This window comes from Sulfurospirillum sp. HTRB-L1, assembly GCF_059415125.1.
The window spans coordinates 37,112-53,177 of sequence record NZ_JCAHZR010000012.1; the positions used below are offsets into that span (position 1 = coordinate 37,112).

The 16,066-nt window shown below is 46.4% G+C and carries 14 protein-coding genes; 11 read left to right on the forward strand and 3 right to left on the reverse strand.

Annotation, left to right across the window (positions count from 1 at the left end):
- Window positions 1-3: 3 nt before the first annotated feature.
- Window positions 4-2,532 carry a [protein-PII] uridylyltransferase family protein gene (locus tag AC5SLM_RS13690; RefSeq protein WP_495251534.1) on the reverse strand — a complete coding sequence of 843 codons (2,529 nt, stop codon included), beginning with the start codon at window positions 2,530-2,532 and terminating at the stop codon, window positions 4-6.
- A gap of 99 nt (window positions 2,533-2,631) precedes the next feature.
- Here AC5SLM_RS13690 and trpB point away from each other — a divergent pair, with 99 nt between their 5' ends.
- The 4 genes from trpB (at window position 2,632) to AC5SLM_RS13710 (ending at window position 7,039) form a co-directional block, all read left to right on the forward strand.
- A complete protein-coding gene (gene trpB / locus AC5SLM_RS13695; protein ID WP_495251535.1) occupies window positions 2,632-3,843 on the forward strand; it encodes a tryptophan synthase subunit beta in 1,212 nt (403 codons plus the stop codon).
- A 265-nt stretch (window positions 3,844-4,108) separates the two neighbouring features.
- Complete coding sequence (locus AC5SLM_RS13700; protein ID WP_495251536.1) at window positions 4,109-5,089, forward strand: Bug family tripartite tricarboxylate transporter substrate binding protein; 981 nt, start codon at window positions 4,109-4,111, stop codon at window positions 5,087-5,089.
- The gene (locus AC5SLM_RS13705) at window positions 5,086-5,532 is read left to right on the forward strand and encodes a tripartite tricarboxylate transporter TctB family protein (protein ID WP_495251537.1); all 447 of its coding nucleotides are present in this window, start codon (window positions 5,086-5,088) and stop codon (window positions 5,530-5,532) included. The genes AC5SLM_RS13700 and AC5SLM_RS13705 overlap by 4 nt, the downstream gene beginning before the upstream one ends.
- Window positions 5,533-5,536: 4 nt before the next feature.
- Complete coding sequence (locus AC5SLM_RS13710; RefSeq protein WP_495251549.1) at window positions 5,537-7,039, forward strand: tripartite tricarboxylate transporter permease; 1,503 nt, start codon at window positions 5,537-5,539, stop codon at window positions 7,037-7,039.
- On the opposite strand, the gene AC5SLM_RS13715 is transcribed toward AC5SLM_RS13710, so the two are convergent.
- Both AC5SLM_RS13715 and AC5SLM_RS13720 read right to left on the reverse strand, forming a co-directional pair.
- Window positions 7,031-7,732: a response regulator gene (locus AC5SLM_RS13715; protein WP_495251538.1), complete on the reverse strand. Its 702-nt coding sequence runs from the start codon at window positions 7,730-7,732 to the stop codon at window positions 7,031-7,033. The genes AC5SLM_RS13710 and AC5SLM_RS13715 overlap by 9 nt on opposite strands.
- The gene (locus tag AC5SLM_RS13720; RefSeq protein WP_495251539.1) at window positions 7,725-9,311 is read right to left on the reverse strand and encodes an ATP-binding protein; all 1,587 of its coding nucleotides are present in this window, start codon (window positions 9,309-9,311) and stop codon (window positions 7,725-7,727) included. Before AC5SLM_RS13720 ends, AC5SLM_RS13715 begins: the two co-directional genes overlap by 8 nt.
- A 239-nt stretch (window positions 9,312-9,550) precedes the next feature.
- On the opposite strand from AC5SLM_RS13720, the gene mqnE reads away from it, so the two are divergent.
- The 7 genes from mqnE to AC5SLM_RS13755 form a co-directional block, all read left to right on the forward strand.
- Complete coding sequence (gene mqnE, locus AC5SLM_RS13725) at window positions 9,551-10,618, forward strand: aminofutalosine synthase MqnE (protein ID WP_495251540.1); 1,068 nt, start codon at window positions 9,551-9,553, stop codon at window positions 10,616-10,618.
- 26 nt (window positions 10,619-10,644) lie between these two features.
- Window positions 10,645-11,925: an NCS2 family permease gene (locus AC5SLM_RS13730; protein ID WP_495251541.1), complete on the forward strand. Its 1,281-nt coding sequence runs from the start codon at window positions 10,645-10,647 to the stop codon at window positions 11,923-11,925.
- Window positions 11,926-11,941: 16 nt separating this feature from the next.
- Entirely contained in the window at window positions 11,942-12,394 is a 453-nt protein-coding gene (locus AC5SLM_RS13735; protein ID WP_495251542.1) for a phosphoribosyltransferase, read from the forward strand.
- Window positions 12,395-12,396: 2 nt separating this feature from the next.
- Window positions 12,397-13,578 carry an MFS transporter gene (locus AC5SLM_RS13740; RefSeq protein WP_495251543.1) on the forward strand — a complete coding sequence of 394 codons (1,182 nt, stop codon included), beginning with the start codon at window positions 12,397-12,399 and terminating at the stop codon, window positions 13,576-13,578.
- Window positions 13,579-13,580: 2 nt separating this feature from the next.
- Complete coding sequence (locus tag AC5SLM_RS13745; RefSeq protein WP_495251544.1) at window positions 13,581-14,150, forward strand: aminodeoxychorismate/anthranilate synthase component II; 570 nt, start codon at window positions 13,581-13,583, stop codon at window positions 14,148-14,150.
- Window positions 14,147-15,355, forward strand: coding sequence for an ArnT family glycosyltransferase (locus tag AC5SLM_RS13750; protein WP_495251545.1), 1,209 nt, complete (start codon window positions 14,147-14,149; stop codon window positions 15,353-15,355). Before AC5SLM_RS13745 ends, AC5SLM_RS13750 begins: the two co-directional genes overlap by 4 nt.
- Window positions 15,352-16,066 (forward strand): prepilin-type N-terminal cleavage/methylation domain-containing protein (locus AC5SLM_RS13755; RefSeq protein ID WP_495251546.1); only part of this gene is annotated, 715 nt, incomplete at its 3' end. The genes AC5SLM_RS13750 and AC5SLM_RS13755, both read left to right, overlap by 4 nt.

A 16,066-nucleotide genomic window follows, 5' to 3' on the forward strand; every position in this document is an offset into this window, starting at 1 on the left:
AAATTATCCTTCCTTCTTTCCACACAACAGTGCTATGATTTTTTCTTTATTGTCGCACAATTTGCCCTGTTTTTCTATTAAAAAAAGATTACGTGCGCGGTGCTTGATGGTTTGAATTTTGGCACTGGAAATGTCAAGTCCCCATTCGTCAAACACGGAAATAATATACGCCATAAGCCCTTGTTGGTCCTTGGCTTTGAGGGAAAGTTGGGCGTAGGTGCTGGAATGCTCACAGTCAAAGACAAGTTCCTCTTCGAGGATGATGGGTTGTTTGAGGGTGGTTCTTTTGCTCATGTCAAAGGACTCGTCAATGAGTTGGGAAATGTGCCCAATGTCTTCAGCAGTTTCGTTGAACTCCAATTTAAAGTATTTTTTTCCATCAAAAAGTTTAAAGATTTCCATGTGCGCAAGGTCAAGGTAGGCCACTTTGCTCAAAAAATACCCCAGATTAAAGGGGCGCGTGCGCACGAGGGAGATGCTGAGGTGTTGGTGGTTTAAAATGTGCGCGTCGTAGTCTTTAATCTCAAGAGCCCAAGAGGAAATGGAGACGATTTCGTGGGCTTTGTGCTTTAAGAAGAAAAAGGTAGAAGGAATGCCCAAGATTTTCCGTTGCGTTGCGTTTGAGAGAGCCATAAAAGAAGGGTTTTTAGCAAGGGCTTTTTCTTTTTTACGGCGCCTTGACGCTTCATCGACCAAGGCATCTTTGGGAAAGGCTTCGAGGGCCAAATCATATAACTCGCGTAGCAGCCTTGCGGTGAACGTAGAGTAGGTTGTAGGGCTAACGCCGTTGATGTCGCAGTAGGTTAGGATATAGAGCAAGCGCAAAGCTTTGGGATCGCCTAGGATGGAGACAAAGGAGAGGATGACTTTTTCGTTATAAATGTCTTCGCGGTTGGCGACGTTGGACATGTAGGTGTGGTAGCGAATCAGTAACACCCCCATGGCAATGCTCTCTTCTTTGAAGCCGAGTTTTTGGGCGTAGAGCTTAAAGAGGCGCGCGCCAATTTCGCTGTGGTCTCCCTTGCGTCCCTTGCCAATGTCGTGAAACAGCACCACTAGACGCAACAACGCCTTGCCATCGCCACACAAATCATCAAGAAGCGCTTGGATGAATGGGTCTTGGATGTGTTCAAGGTGCCACACGCATTTTAACGAGTGAATATCTACAGGGTAGATGTGGTAGCCGTCAAATTGGGGAAGATTGATGGCGTGGCGCATGGGTTTGATGAGGTCTTGGAGTAGTCCCGCTTTGTAAAAAGCGTACAAAAATTGATTGAGGTGTTGGCGGTGAAACAAGCGTTTAAACAAGGCGTAAATGGCGGGCGAATTGTGCACCTTCAAAGGGGTTTGGCGCAAGTAGTGGATGAAACTGATATCAAAGCCAAGGGGCACGTCTTCTAGGCTTAAAAACATTTCCAAGATGGTTTTAAGGGTATCGGGTTTTTTGTGAAAGGAAGCGTAAAGCGTCCCTTCGTACATGTAAAGCTTTTTTCTAAACCGTGCGGCGCGCAATGATGAGAGGTTTGAAAGGTCGCAAAACAGTGGGGCACAGAGGCGTTTGATGTAGATTTGGCTGGTGATTTTTAGGGTCCACAGGCTTTCAAAAGTTTTTTTGGCCAAACTCATTTGGGCGCTTTGGAGCCTTTTGTCCACAAACCCAAGCTTTTGAGCGACACTGGGAATGAGTTCGAGGTTGAGGGTGTCTTGTTTTTTCCCGGCACTTAAGTGCAAGGCAGAACGCAGGCGAAACAAAAACTCTTGGGCCATGCGCAAATCACGAAACTCTTCTTCGCTCAAAAAGCGCGGCACCAAGTCTTTGAGTTTGGTCACCCCATGCAAGCATTGGGCAACCCAATAAAGCGTGTTGGCATCGCGAAGACCTCCTACGCCTTGCTTGATGTTGGGCTCCATGGTGAGGGGGTATTGTTCACCTCTGGCACGGTACGCGCTGATTTTTTCTTCGATGTAGGCGCGCATTTCATGGCGGCGAATGCGAAAGAGTTCTCGTTCGGTTTCCATCCACAAAAATTTTGAGCCGCATAAAAAACGGGATTCGAGCATGGCGGTTTTGATGGTCAAATCTTCCTCGCTAGCCTCTAGTAACTCTTCAACTTTATGGGTGCGATGTCCCAGTTTCATGCCCGCATCCCACGCAAGGTAGAGCATGGCTGTGATGATGGGTTCGATGTTGTACCCCTTGATGTCTTTGTAAACAATCATCAAATCAATGTCCGAATAGACACACAACTCTTCGCGTCCGTAACTGCCCATGGCCACGAGGGTGATGGGAAGGGCGTTGTGCAAGGGCATGTAGTTGCCAAAGTATTGGCGTAGGGTGTATTTGAAAATAACCTTAACAAACCCGTCGATGGATTTGGTGTGTTTGACTAAAAAGTCTTTGCCTTGGGTTTGTTCAAAGAGGGAATCAAGGGAGCTAAGGTAGGTTTTGATGTGCTGTTTGATGAGCTTGGAAATCTCAAAATCGCTAGCACCTTGGTCGATGAGCATTTCTATGTGGTGTTCGAGTTCCATGGGGTCTTCCTTGGGTAAGCATCTTGAAATCATACAATAATCACCCTAGTTTAAGGGTGCTAGTTTATAATCATCCCATTACAATTTCAAAGGATGGGCATGAAAGAAAAGGCGTATATACAGCGATTTCCTGATGGCAAGGGGTATTTTGGCAAATTCGGCGGGGCGTTTTTACCACCCCAACTTATCGAGCAATTTGAAAAAATAGAGCAAGCGTACTTAACCATCGGCAACTCCCATGATTTCATCATGAAACTCCGCGACATTCGCAAACATTTTCAAGGGCGACCCACACCCGTGTACTACGCCAAGCGTTTGACCGAAAAGGTAGGCGGGGCGCGCATTTACCTCAAGCGCGAAGACTTAAACCACACGGGGGCGCACAAACTCAACCACTGTATGGGTGAGGCGTTGTTGGCGTCGTATTTGGGCAAGAAAAAGCTCATCGCCGAAACGGGTGCAGGGCAGCATGGTGTGGCGCTAGCGACTGCGGCGGCGTACTTTGGGTTAGAGTGCGAGATTCACATGGGGGAAGTAGACATCGCCAAAGAGCACCCCAATGTCATTCGGATGCGCACCCTTGGCGCTAAAGTTGTGCCCGTTTCTTTTGGACAACGCACCCTTAAAGAAGCGGTGGATTCGGCCTTTGAAGCGTACCTCAAAGACCCCGAAGAGAGTATTTACGCCATTGGTTCGGTGGTGGGCCCGCATCCGTTTCCGCGCATGGTGCGGGATTTTCAAAGTGTGGTGGGCATCGAAGCCAGAGAACAGTTTCAAGAAATGACGGGCAATCTGCCAGACAACCTTGTCGCGTGTGTGGGCGGGGGCAGTAACGCCATGGGGCTTTTTAGCGCGTTCATTGATGACCCGTGCGAGATTTACGCAGTAGAGCCCATGGGCAAAGGGGCGAAACTGGGTGAACATGCGGCAAGCTTGACCTACGGAAGCGAGGGCGTGTTGCACGGGTTTAATTCCATCATGCTCAAAGATGACGCGGGTGAACCTGCGGCGGTGTATTCCATCGCTAGTGGGCTAGATTACCCTTCGGTGGGGCCAGAACATGCTTATTTAAGCTCTATTGGGCGCACCAAGATTGCCACAGCTAATGATGAAGAAGCCATCCGTGCGTTTTACATGCTTTCACGGTTTGAGGGCATCATTCCCGCCCTTGAAAGTGCCCATGCGGTGGCGTTTGCTATGAAATTGGCCAAGGAAAAACCCTATGCGTCTATCTTGGTAAATCTTAGCGGACGTGGCGATAAAGACATCGATTTTGTCACAGAAAATTACCCTGCAGAAGCTTACATGTAAGGCTTTACATGTAAGGAGGGTTCAAGAAGGTAATGCTACTTTTTTGAACCCTCCTTTTTCTTTTTTTGCCTACCCTTTTTTCTCCTTAGCACCAAAAAAAAATCAAAAATTCCCACTCTTTTTTTCACTTTGATACCTATCGTAACGTTGCACATTATGCACATAATCCCCACAATACACCTTACACATTCAATGCTGTTTATCTTGATTTAAGTTTCAAAAAAGTGCTAGCATGTTTCAAAACTAAATCCTACAAGGAGTTTTTATGCGTAAAATGTTACATTTTGTAGCAATTTGTGTTGCTTCGGCCACACTTGCTAGCGGTGCACATGCGTTTGAGGCAAGTAAGCCTTTGTGTCTTGCTCCCGCAAAACCAGGGGGCGGGTTTGACCTTACGTGCAGGCTTGTTTCCAACTCTCTTGGGGCTACGAAAATCATAGAAAAACCTATGATTGTTAACTTCATGCCTGGGGGCGTTGGTGCGGTGGCGTACAACCATGTGATTGGGCAACGGCCAGATGATGCGAACATGATTGTCGCAGCAAGTACAGGCTCGGCGCTCAATATTGCTCAGGGAAAATTTGGCGCAAAGCATTCTGTTGATTCGGTACGATGGCTTGCGGCCCTTGGGGCGGATTATGGTGCGGTTATTGTAAAAGCAGATGCAAAATGGAATAACCTCAATGAACTCGTAGCAGACCTTCAGGCCAACCCAAAAGGGTATGTTTTGGGCTCAGGCGGTTCTATTGGTTCACAAGATTGGTTTAAAGCGGCCATCATTGCAAAACTTGCGGGCATCAACCCAAAAGACATGAAATATGTTGCTTTTGAAGGGGGCGGAGAAGCATTAACAGCGCTACTGGGTAACCATATTCAGATTTACCCTGGCGATATTGCAGAATTTTCAGGTCAGATTTCATCTGGAAAATACAAGGTGCTAGCCCTTCTTTCTGAGGAGAGACTTCCTGGCGTGATGGCAGACATTCCTACGGCAAAAGAACAAGGTTATGATGCGGTATGGACCATTTGGAGAGGGTTTTATTTGGGGCCAAAAGTGAGTGACGAGGAGTATAACTACTGGGTTGAGAAGATAAAAGCCTTGGTGGAAACTCCCGAGTTCAAAGAAGAGCGAGAAGTGCGCGGCTTGTATCCGTTTACATTGATTGGTGAAGAGTACCACGCCTTTATGCAAAAAGAAGAGAGCCGGTTTAAAGCATTGGCGAAAGAAGCAGGACTTATCCAATGATGGCCGACAGGCTTTTTGGTGTTTTTCTACTTGCAGTTGGAGTGTATGTACTTTACGGGGGCCTCGCACTAGAGGTTCCCTTTTCTTATGATCCCTTGGGGCCTTCTGCCTTTCCTGTTGGGATTGGTGCGGCACTGGCCGTGTTGTCGCTTTTTGTCATTGTAAAGCCAAGAAAAGTGCATTTTCCAGAACTGCCAACAGTAGTAAAAACGGTTGTGATCGTTGTTCTTTTGTTGGCTTATCAGTTAAGCTTTGATTTTTTAGGGTTTATTTTATCAACCACAATCCTTGTTTTTTTTATTTCAAAGATTTTCAAAGGCACAACACGCCAAGCCTTAGGGGCGAGTGTGGGCGTGAGTGTGAGTGTGTATATTATCTTTAGTTTTTTGCTTGAGGTTCCGTTGCCTGTGGGCGCGCTTTTTAAACCTTTTTTAGGAGCCTAGCATGATGGAAATATTTTCTTCACTGGCCGCGGGTTTTGGTGTCGCTTTAACGCCAACCCATCTTTTTCTTGTCTTTTTAGGAACGCTCCTAGGCACGCTTTTTGGTGCCCTTCCTGGCCTTGGGCCCATCAATGGCGTTGCCATACTCCTTCCCATTTGCTACACGCTAGGTTTGCCTGTTGAGTCTTCGCTGATTATGCTAGCGGGTATCTATTATGGTGCTGAGTTTGGGGGGAGGATATCGAGTATTTTACTCAATGTGCCAGGGGATGCTGGCGCGGTGTTTACCTGCCTTGATGGTTACCCGATGGCGCAAAAAGGGCTTGCAGGCCCGGCGTTGGCCCTTTCGGGGATTGCCTCATTCATTGGCGCGACAATAGCCATCGTGGGATTGACGTTTTTTGCCCCTCTTTTGGCAAGTGTTGCGATTTACTTTGGGCCTGCTGAGTATTTTGTGTTGATGGTCTTTGCTTTTGCTACGATTTCGGCCCTCATGGGTTCAAGCCCTGTCAAAAGCTTGATAGGCTTGGTGATAGGCCTTGTGGTTGGTGTTGTCGGAGTTGATTCGACGACAGGCGTGTTGCGCTTTGTTTTTGGTGAAGCAGAACTCTATGATGGGTTTGACTTTTTGGTGGTGATTGTTGGATTTTTTGCCGTGAGTGAAGTGATGCTGATGTTAGAGCACCACAGCCAAGAGGATTTTGAAATGCCTAAGATTACGCGCATTTACATTACCCTTAAAGAATTGCTTACATGTAAATGGACAATCCTCCGCTCCTCGGCCATTGGGTTTTTAGTGGGCGTGTTGCCAGGAACGGGCGCGTCGATTGCCAGTGCCGTTTCCTACACCATCGCACAAAAAATTTCTGACAAAGAGGGCACCTTTGGAAAAGGCGACATGCGCGGGCTTGCAGCACCTGAGGCTGCGAACAATGCGTGTTCTGGTGGCGCGTTGATTCCGATGCTCACCCTTGGTGTTCCAGGAAGCGGGACAACAGCGGTGCTTTTGGGTGCCTTGATGCTGTATAACATCAATCCTGGCCCTATGTTGTTTGTGGAGCAACCTCTGTTGGTATGGGGGCTTATTGCCTCGATGTACATAGGAAATATCATGTTGCTTATTATGAATTTTCCGTTAGTGCGGGTGTTTACTAAAATCCTTCAAATCCCTTATTGGCTGCTGGTGCCTTCGGTTATTGTGCTTGCCTTTGTAGGGGTGTATTCGGTTAATATGAGCACCTTTGCCCTCTTTTTGACCATCGTTCTGGGGGTTTTGGGCTACTTTTTGCGCAAGCTTCATTACCCTATGGCTCCTGTGATTTTGGGCTTTGTGCTTGGGGGCATCATGGAAGACAACCTCAGACGTGCCTTTGCTATGAGCGGTGGAGAGGTTGGCATCTTATTCCAAGGAACGATTAATTGGATACTGTGGGGATGTGTTGTTTTTATCCTCTTTGTGCCACTCTTTGCGAAGATAATCGCAAAGCGTTTCCAACTTTCACGGTAACGCTTTTAATGACGGCTTGAGCTTGTATTTGCGCTCGGGCCGTCCCACAGAACCGTACAACGAGTCGACTTCCACCTTGTCGATGGAAACCAAATACTCCAAATACCTGCGCGAGGTTGTTCTGTTGATGCCTAATTGTTTGGCAATCTCACTCGCGGAGAGGTAACTCTCTTTTTCTTGGCGCACCACACAAAGAATCTTTTCTAGCGTGATACCATCGACACCCTTAGGAAGGGATTCGTTGGGCTTTTTTTCGTTGGCGATGACCTTGTAAAACAGCTCATCAACCTTGCTTTGAGAGAGTTCATCTTTGCGCGAAAAGGTATTTTTATAGTGCTGAAATTTTTCCAAAGAGGCTTCAAAACGGTGAAACATGATGGGTTTGATGAGGTAATCAAAGACGCCAAACCGAAGAGATTTTTCCAAGGTGCGCATCTCTTTTGCCGCGGTAATTAAAATCACATCCGTTGTGGGCGCGTTTTGACGTAGCCATTCTAAAAAATCGATACCATTGCCATCGGGAAAATAGACATCAAGCAGCAATAAGTCGGGCTTGGTGCAGGAGATGTACTCTTCCAATTGGGCAATAGTATTGGCGATGGAGAGCACTTCAAATCCTGCTATTTTCTCAACCATATTTTGATGCAAAAGGGCAATGCGCGGATCATCTTCTGCAATCATAACGCTAATCATGGGGAGCTCCTTTGGGGATGTGGACACTGATGTTGGTGCCAAGCGTGCCTTGGTCGATGGACATAAACCCGCCAAGTTCTTTGAGGGCATTGTGTACAAAATAGAGCCCATAGCCGCTATGAAGCTCTCCTTTGGTGCTAAAACCTTTTTCAAACACCTTTTGGGTGAGTGCTTCGGGGATGCCCTCCCCAGAATCTTCGATTTCAAAGATAATGTCATTTCCAATGTCTGTGATAAACACATGAATCTTTTTTTCACGGGCCTCTTTTGCCGCGTCAATGGCATTGTTAAGGACATTTCCCAAGATGGTGAGAAGGTGTTTTGCGATGCTTGGTGCGATGGGTTCTGTGAGGGTGCTGCTAGGGTCTAGAGAGAGTTTTACCCCCTTTTCAAAGGCGTAATAATACTTTCCGATGAGAATAGACGTAACCACAGGGTCTTGCAAATGGGCTTGAAAAGAGTGGATAATGTGTTCATCGGGAAGGTTTTGTTCGGCAATAAGCGCGATAGCTTCGGGGTATTTGCCTATTTGAATGTAGCCAGAAATGAGATGAAGCAGGTTGGAAAATTCATGCTTTTTTTCTCTAAGTTTTTCAGAATACTGTTTTACCCTTGTGAGTTCCCAAACTAGCGTATCAATCTCCTCTTTTTTGCGACAACTTAGCACCATTCCCATGGTTTCTTCCTTGTTTTGCATGGGCGAAAAATTGCAAATGTATTCTACTCCTTCGTGTTCGATAGTCACGTCTTTGCGCTCTTTACATGTAAGCAAGAATTTCTCAAAGGGCGGGGGCGGCAAGTGAGGCGGGGTGTCAAAATGAAAATAGGCTTTTGCTACATTGTTAAAAAGGGTTATCTGTGCCTGAGTGTTGGTGGCGATGATGGCTTCTTTGACGGAGTTTAAGATGGCTTCTTTTTCCAAAAAAAGGCGGCTGATTTCCTTGGGTTCGTATCCGAGTAACGAGCGTTTGAGGCGTTTGGCAAAGAGGCCTGCGAGCAAGAGAACGCTCACAAGGGTGACGTAAATATAGGTGAGGATAGCCTTGTGGTGCCCTTCTACGATTTCTTTAATGTTTTTTTCCAAATAGCCCACAGAGACGATGCCGATGACTTCCCCTTTGGAATTGAAGATGGGGGATTTTCCCCGAATGGAAGGGCCAAGCGTCCCTGTGGCTTTGGAGACGTAGTATTCTTTGTATTTTAAAGCTCTTTCGTTGTCATCCCCCACCATTTTTTCTCCTATGCGGTCGATGATAGGATGGGTGAGCCTGAGAGAATTTTTATCGCCGATGACAATAAACTGCGCATCAATCCCTTCGCGAACGCGCGTGATGATGTGCTGAAGTTCTCCCTCGGGGTCATCAAGTTCTACAAGATTAATAATCTGAGGCATAAGAGAGATGGTTTTTGAAAGGGTGAGGGCTTTTTTCCCTGTTTGCTCCTCTAGGATGTCTTGAAGAATGGAACTGAGGAAAAAAGTAGAGGTAAATAAGGTTGTAAAAACAATCAGAAGGAAAAACAGAAGGGTTTTTTGAAAAAGGCTGCTACCCAAAAAAGAGAACTTGTCCAAAATCTTCACTCTTCCTCCCTTTAAGGTTTAAATAATACCAAGGCACTTAAGAATATTTTTACTGGACAGATTATACATTATTTAGGTAATGTCTTCTTGGGATTGCTGTTTCACCTCTTCTTTTTTTGCCATAATTAAGGTTTTTTACACAGGTGCTTTTTATGGAAGAAAAAAGAATAGCGAGGTTTTCTAAGAGCCTCATAATTTCTTTTTGGATACACTACCTTTTTTTCACCACAGGGATAACCATGACACACCTTTTGGATGCGCTCGAATCGGGCCGCAGGCTTAGCCAAAGCGAGGGCGAAGCGCTGTATGATTTGGATCTTTTTACCTTGGCCCACTACGCTAACCGCGCCAGACGCGCGCGCTTTGGCAACAAAGTCTTTTTTAACATCAACCGCCACATTAACCCCACCAACATTTGCGCCGATGTGTGCAAATTTTGCGCCTTTAGCGCTAACCGCAAAAACCCCAATCCTTACACCATGACCCACGAAGAAATCCTGCGCGCCGTGGAAGCGTCGGTGGCCAATGGCGCCAAGGAAGTCCACATCGTCTCCGCCCATCATCCTGATGCAGGTTTGGCGTGGTATATGGATATTTTCAAAAAAATCAAGCAAACGTTTCCTTCTTTACATGTAAAGGCTATGACCGCCGCAGAAGTGGACTATTTGGCACGAACCTATGGGCTTAGTTACGACGCGCTGTTGGACATGATGGTGGAAAACGGTGTGGATTCTATGCCAGGTGGGGGCGCAGAAGTTTTTGATGAGGCCGTGCGCGCGCGTATTTGCAAGGGAAAAGTCAGCTCCAAAGGGTGGCTAGAAATCCACCAAAAATGGCACGAACGGGGCCACATGTCTAACGCTACCATGCTTTTTGGCCACGTAGAAACCAAAGCGCACCGCATCGACCACATGGTGCGGTTGCGGGAACTTCAGGACAAAACAGGCGGTTTTAACGCGTTTATCCCCCTTGTCTACCAACGAGGTAACAATTACCTCAATGTCACCGAATTTTTAGGTTCCCAAGAGATTTTAAAAACCATGGCCATTAGCCGCTTGATGCTTGATAACCTCCCGCACATCAAAGCCTACTGGGTCACCTCGACCATCAACCTTGCTCTTGTTGCCCAAGAGTTTGGTGCCGATGATTTAGACGGCACCATTGAAAAAGAGTCTATTCAATCTGCCGCAGGGGCTGCAAGTGCGTCGGGAATGCGCCTTAAGGATTTTGTGGACCTTATCCACACGAGTGGGTTTGTGCCTGTTGAGCGCGACAGTCTTTATAATGAAATCAAACGTTACATGTAAGAAACAAAACACACTAAGGAGTCCGCGTGGATTTTTTTAAGCTACAAAGCCATGGCACGACCGTGAAAACGGAAGCGATGGCGGGGTTTACCACCTTTTTGACGATGCTCTACATCGTCCCAGTCAATGCCATCATCATGAGCAATGCAGGCATGCCCATGGATGCGCTCATCACGGCAACGGCACTCATCACCATCTTTGCTACGGTACTTAATGGTCTTTGGGCCAACACACCCATCGCCATGAGCGTGGGCATGGGGCTTAACGCGTACTTCACCTTTGGCTTGGTACTGGGGATGCAAATCCCGTGGGAAACGGCACTTGGGGTTGTGTTTCTCTCAGGTGTGATTTTCCTTGCCCTCTCCTTGACACGTTTTCGGGTGTGGGTTATGGAGAGTGTGCCCAAAGACTTGCGCCGCGCCATTAGTGCGGGCATCGGGGCGTTTATCGCGTTTATTGGCTTAAAGCAAATGGGCATGGTGGTTGCAAATCCTGCGGTGATTGTAGGGCTTGGAGACTTTAAAGACCCTAACGTGCTTTTGGGCGTTCTGGGGCTTGTGCTTATTTTTGCTTTTTACGCATGGAAAGTAAAAGGTGCGTTTATCATTGCTGTGTTGGTTGCTTCGGTGGTGGCGTGGGTGAGTGGACTTGCGGCGTATCCTACGGAAGTGTTTTCTATGCCCGCTTCCATCGCACCGATTATGTTCAAGCTTGATATCCTCTCAGCCCTTAGCCTTGCGCTTTTGCCTGTTATCATTACCTTCTTGATTACCGACATGTTTGACTCCTTGGGCACCCTTGCGGGCGTGGGGTACCGTGCAGGGATTTTCAAGGATGATGGCAAAGAGTTGCAAAAAACCCTCGAAGCAGACGCAGGTGCCACGGTGGTGGGGACTTTACTTGGGGTTTCTACCACGACGAGTTTTATTGAAAGTGCTAGCGGAGTAGAAGAGGGTGGTCGCACGGGCTTGACAGCGGTATTTACGGGTCTCTTTTTTATTTTCACCCTCTTTATGCTTCCGCTTTTTAAAGCTATCCCGCCCAATGCCATTTACCCTGTGCTTGTGATGGTTGGGGTGCTCATGTTTAGTGAGCTTGCCAACATTGATTTCAAAGACCTTGCCACGTCATGTGCGACCTTTTTGATTGTCATTATGATGCCTTTGACCTTTTCTATTACCAATGGTTTGGCTTTTGGATTTATCTCCTTCGTCCTTATTAAGCTTATCCAGCGGGAGTATTCGGCCATAAATCCAGGCATCATCACGCTAGCGCTCATCAGCGTGCTTGCCTTTTTATTTCATTAAGAACTAAGGAATCCTTGTGCAGTTTTACAGTTTTGAAGAGTTTTGCGTCGATGTAAATGTGTTAGCAAAAGAGGTAAAAGCCTCTTTTGCGCCTGAGGCTATTGTATCCATCGCCAGAGGTGGAATGACGTTGGGGCATTTTTTGGCTGAAGCCTTAGAAATGCGCGATTTGTACGCGATTAATTCCATCCACTATGAAGAGACGCGAAAGCTTGACACTATCGACGTGTTCAACGTTCCTGACCTTTCCAAGGTAACGCGGGTGCTTGTGGTGGATGACATCATCGACAGCGGTGAGACGATGATTGAGATTAAGCGGGTTTTGCTTGAAAAATACCCCCACATAGAGCTCAAAGTCGCCGCTGTCTTTTACAAAGAAAAAGCCTTGCTGCGTCCTGATTTTGCGGCACGCGAAGCGACCCAATGGATTAAATTTTTCTGGGATTTTGAAATCGATGGCGGAGTGTAGGTGTGAAAAAAGGCGAATTGGCAATCGTGTACGGATGCACGATTGCCACCATTTGCACCCTTTACGCCGCCCAACCCATCCAACCGCTTTTTGAAAGCGAGCTAGCCCTCACCAAATTTCAAGCCGCTATTTTTACCACCGCTATCATGCTTCCCCTTGGGATTGCCCCCATTGTGTACGGGTATTTGCTTGAGACGTTTTCTTCCAAGCAAATGCTGCGTACGGCGGTGTTACTTCTTGGGGTGCTAGAAATCTGTTTTTCCCTCAGCCAAAGTTATGCCATGTTGCTAAGTTTGCGTGGCCTTCAAGGCTTGTTGATTCCCGCTATTTTGACCTCTGTGATGAGCTACATTTCCACCCGCGCACCAAGGGAAAAGGTGCAACAGGCGATTAGTACGTACATTGGCATCACCATCGTTGGTGGCTTTTTGGGGCGTTTTCTCTCAGGGTTGCTTAGCGACATGGTAGGGTGGCGTCCTTTTTTTCTTTTTTTGGGCGTGGCGCTGGTGGTGCTTTTTGGTCTATTGGGACGGCTTGAGAGCGACACAAAGCCCACGTTTGCAAAACCCAGCAAGCGTCAAATCATGGCGGTGCTTTCGCGTCCTGAACATTTAACCATCTACCTTGCCATGTTTGCTATCTTTTTTGTATTTCAAGCCATTTTAAACTTCATCCCCTTTGAGTTGCGGGCCATGGGCGAAGGGTTTGAGGGGGCAAAGACGGGGTTTATCTACGCGGGTTATGCCGTAGGGCTTTTGGTTTCATTGAATGCTTTTGTGCTCATCCGCTGGTTTAAAGGGGAAACGGGAGCCATGTTGTTTGGGGTTTTGGTCTATGTGGTGAGCATTCAACTCTTTCATTGGCGCACCTACGAAGCCTTTTTCGCGGTGATGTTTCTCTTTTGTTTGGGTATGTTTGTGGTGCACGCTATTGCCTCGGGTTACATTAATAAACTTACTCACGAGTACAAAGGCATTGCCAACGGACTTTACATCTCTTTTTACTACGCAGGCGGCACCTTGGGTACTTTTTTGCCCGGTGTGGTGTACGAGTATGGCGGGTGGCATTGGTTTTTGGGGTTTTTAACCTTAGCGGTTTTGGTGGGTGCGAGCTTGCTTTTTGTACTGCATAGGCGCATGAAAAAAGGGTATAATGCGGCAAGTTTTGAACCAAAGGAACACTGAGTATGGTTTTAATGATTGATAATTACGACAGTTTTACTTACAACATTGTGCAGTATTGTTTAGAACTGGGCGCAACGTTAAAAGTCATTCGCAACGATGAGTTAACATTACAAGAGATTGAAGCGTTGCATCCTGAAAAAATCATCATCTCTCCTGGCCCAGCCACACCTAATGAGGCGGGAGTGAGTTTGGAGGTGATTAAACATTTTGCAGGAAAAGTGCCCATTTTGGGGATTTGTTTAGGGCATCAAGCCATCGCCCAAGCCTTTGGCGGCGAAGTGATTCGCGCCAAAAATATGATGCACGGCAAAACGTCGCGCATCAAGCAGCACGCTCCTACGTGTTTATTTGAAGGACTTCCTGAAGCCTTTACCACTACGCGTTACCATTCTTTGGTGGTCAACCAAGAAAACCTGCCCGAATGCATCATTCCCACCGCTTACAGTGCAGATGATGGGGAAATCATGGCCCTTGAGGTTAAAGGCTTGCCTATTTATGGCGTCCAGTTTCACCCTGAGTCCATTTTGAGCGAGCACGGCTACGATATTTTAAGGAATTTTTTAAAGCAATGAGTGAAACACGAGCCCTCGGGCTTCTTTTTGGCGTACACGCTTTATTTTTACTCTATGGCATTAGCCAACTCTCTATTAGCTACCACGAAGCGACGGTATTTTTTGAAGGAAGAGGGGTACTACACTGGATTGTTCAAGCTTCGTGCGCGGTGTTTGGGCAAAATGATTGGGCGTTGCGGCTTCCTTTTGTGGTGATTCATTTTGCTTCGGCGTTGTTGCTTTACAAAATCTCCAAACCTTTACTTAAACGAAAGATAGACCGCTTGGTGAGTGTGTTGGTGTATTTGATGCTTCCAGGCGTGAGTGCCGCGGCGCTGTTGGTCAATGAAGCTTCGCTAACCATTTTTTTAACCCTTTTGTTTGTGTGGTGTCACCAATCACAGTACCGAACCCTTTCGTTGGTGGTTCTTGTGGCCTCCTTGGGCGTGGATAATTCTTTTGCGATTTTTTACCTTGCTCTTTTCTTTTATGGTATTGCTACCAAGGACCGCACCTTGTTTGTACTTGCCCTTATTTTATTCGGTTTGTCGATGAGCGTGTATGGGTTTGATACGGGCGGTAAGCCAAAGGGGTATTTTCTAGATACTTTTGGTGTCTATGCCGCCGCGTTTTCGCCCTTACTTTTTTTGTATTACATGTATGCGATTTACCGCATCGCTATTAAAGAGAAAAAAGAGATTTTGTGGTATATCACGTTCGTGGCGTTTACGTTTTCTTTTCTTCTTTCCTTGCGGCAACAACTGATGCTAGAAGATTTTATCCCTTTTGCAGTGATTGCTATCCCTTTGGTGGTCCGTGTTTTTTTTAACAGCTTTAGGGTAAGGCTTCCAAGACACCGCAGGTGGCACGCTTCGCTATTGATGATAGTCATGTTTAGCCTGAGCCTCAATTTCACAATGACAATCTTTAATAAACCCATTTATTATCTTGTAAAAGAAGCAGACAAACACTTTGTTTACAACTACCATGTTGCCAAAGAGGTGGCCCAGTGGCTACATGAGCGACACATTAGCAACGTTTTTGCCCAAGACGTCAAGCTCCAGCTTCGCTTGAAGTTTTATGGGATTGGGGAGGGTAGGGCAGTAGAACTGAGGGAGATTAAAAAAGATGCGAGTGCCAAAGATGATTTTATATTATACTATTCAGGAAAAGTAGTCGCGCACTATCGTACGATTGATAAAAAATATGATACACTAACGCCATGAAAAAATTAGGCCAAACCCCTGCTTTTACCATGCTTGAGTTGGTGTTTGTCATCGTTGTGATTGGCATCATCTCCGCCGTCGCCTTTCCCCGCATCGGCAACAACAACCTCCGCACCGCCGCCGACCAGCTTGTAAGCCATATCCGCTATACGCAACACTTGGCGATGCAGGACGATAGGTTTGATCCAGGTGACAATTCTTGGTATAAGCGCAGATGGCAAATTCAATTTTATCCAGGTATTGCGCACACTTTAAAATGCGTAGAAGATGCTTTGCCAAATGCTTGGGCCTATTCTATTTATTCTGAAAAACCTGGCTTTACAGGAAACCCTGATATTGGTGAATTGGCCAGAAATCCTCTTGCTACTAATCAGTTTTTATCTGGAGGTTTCAATAATATTTTATGTATTGATAATTCTCAAAATAATCCCAATGAGCATTCTATGGCAGAATTGAGGCTAGGAAGCAAATACGGGATTACTAATATAGGAATGACCGCCTCTTGCAACACTGGAGGGGCAAATCCAAGTCAAAGAATTGCTTTTGACTATTTAGGCCGTCCTCTTAGAGGAGCATTTCATAATTATACTTCTTCCTATCCAGCAAATAGATTGATTGTTCAAGATTGCAATATAACTCTTTCCAATGCTAATGGCCAAAATATTACCATCACAATAACCCCAGAAACAGGCTTCACCTACATCTCGCAAC

Excerpts from the sequence above, each read along its gene's own strand:
- mqnE (WP_495251540.1), top strand. The coding sequence starts at position 9,551 with ATGACACACCTTTTGGATGCGCTCGAATCGGGCCGCAGGCTTAGCCAA.
- AC5SLM_RS13700 (WP_495251536.1), top strand. The coding sequence starts at position 4,109 with ATGCGTAAAATGTTACATTTTGTAGCAATTTGTGTTGCTTCGGCCACA.
- AC5SLM_RS13690 (WP_495251534.1), bottom strand. The coding sequence starts at position 2,532 with ATGGAACTCGAACACCACATAGAAATGCTCATCGACCAAGGTGCTAGC.
- AC5SLM_RS13710 (WP_495251549.1), top strand. The coding sequence starts at position 5,537 with ATGGAAATATTTTCTTCACTGGCCGCGGGTTTTGGTGTCGCTTTAACG.
- AC5SLM_RS13750 (WP_495251545.1), top strand. The coding sequence starts at position 14,147 with ATGAGTGAAACACGAGCCCTCGGGCTTCTTTTTGGCGTACACGCTTTA.
- AC5SLM_RS13705 (WP_495251537.1), top strand. The coding sequence starts at position 5,086 with ATGATGGCCGACAGGCTTTTTGGTGTTTTTCTACTTGCAGTTGGAGTG.
- trpB (WP_495251535.1), top strand. The coding sequence starts at position 2,632 with ATGAAAGAAAAGGCGTATATACAGCGATTTCCTGATGGCAAGGGGTAT.
- AC5SLM_RS13715 (WP_495251538.1), bottom strand. The coding sequence starts at position 7,732 with ATGATTAGCGTTATGATTGCAGAAGATGATCCGCGCATTGCCCTTTTG.
- AC5SLM_RS13745 (WP_495251544.1), top strand. The coding sequence starts at position 13,581 with ATGGTTTTAATGATTGATAATTACGACAGTTTTACTTACAACATTGTG.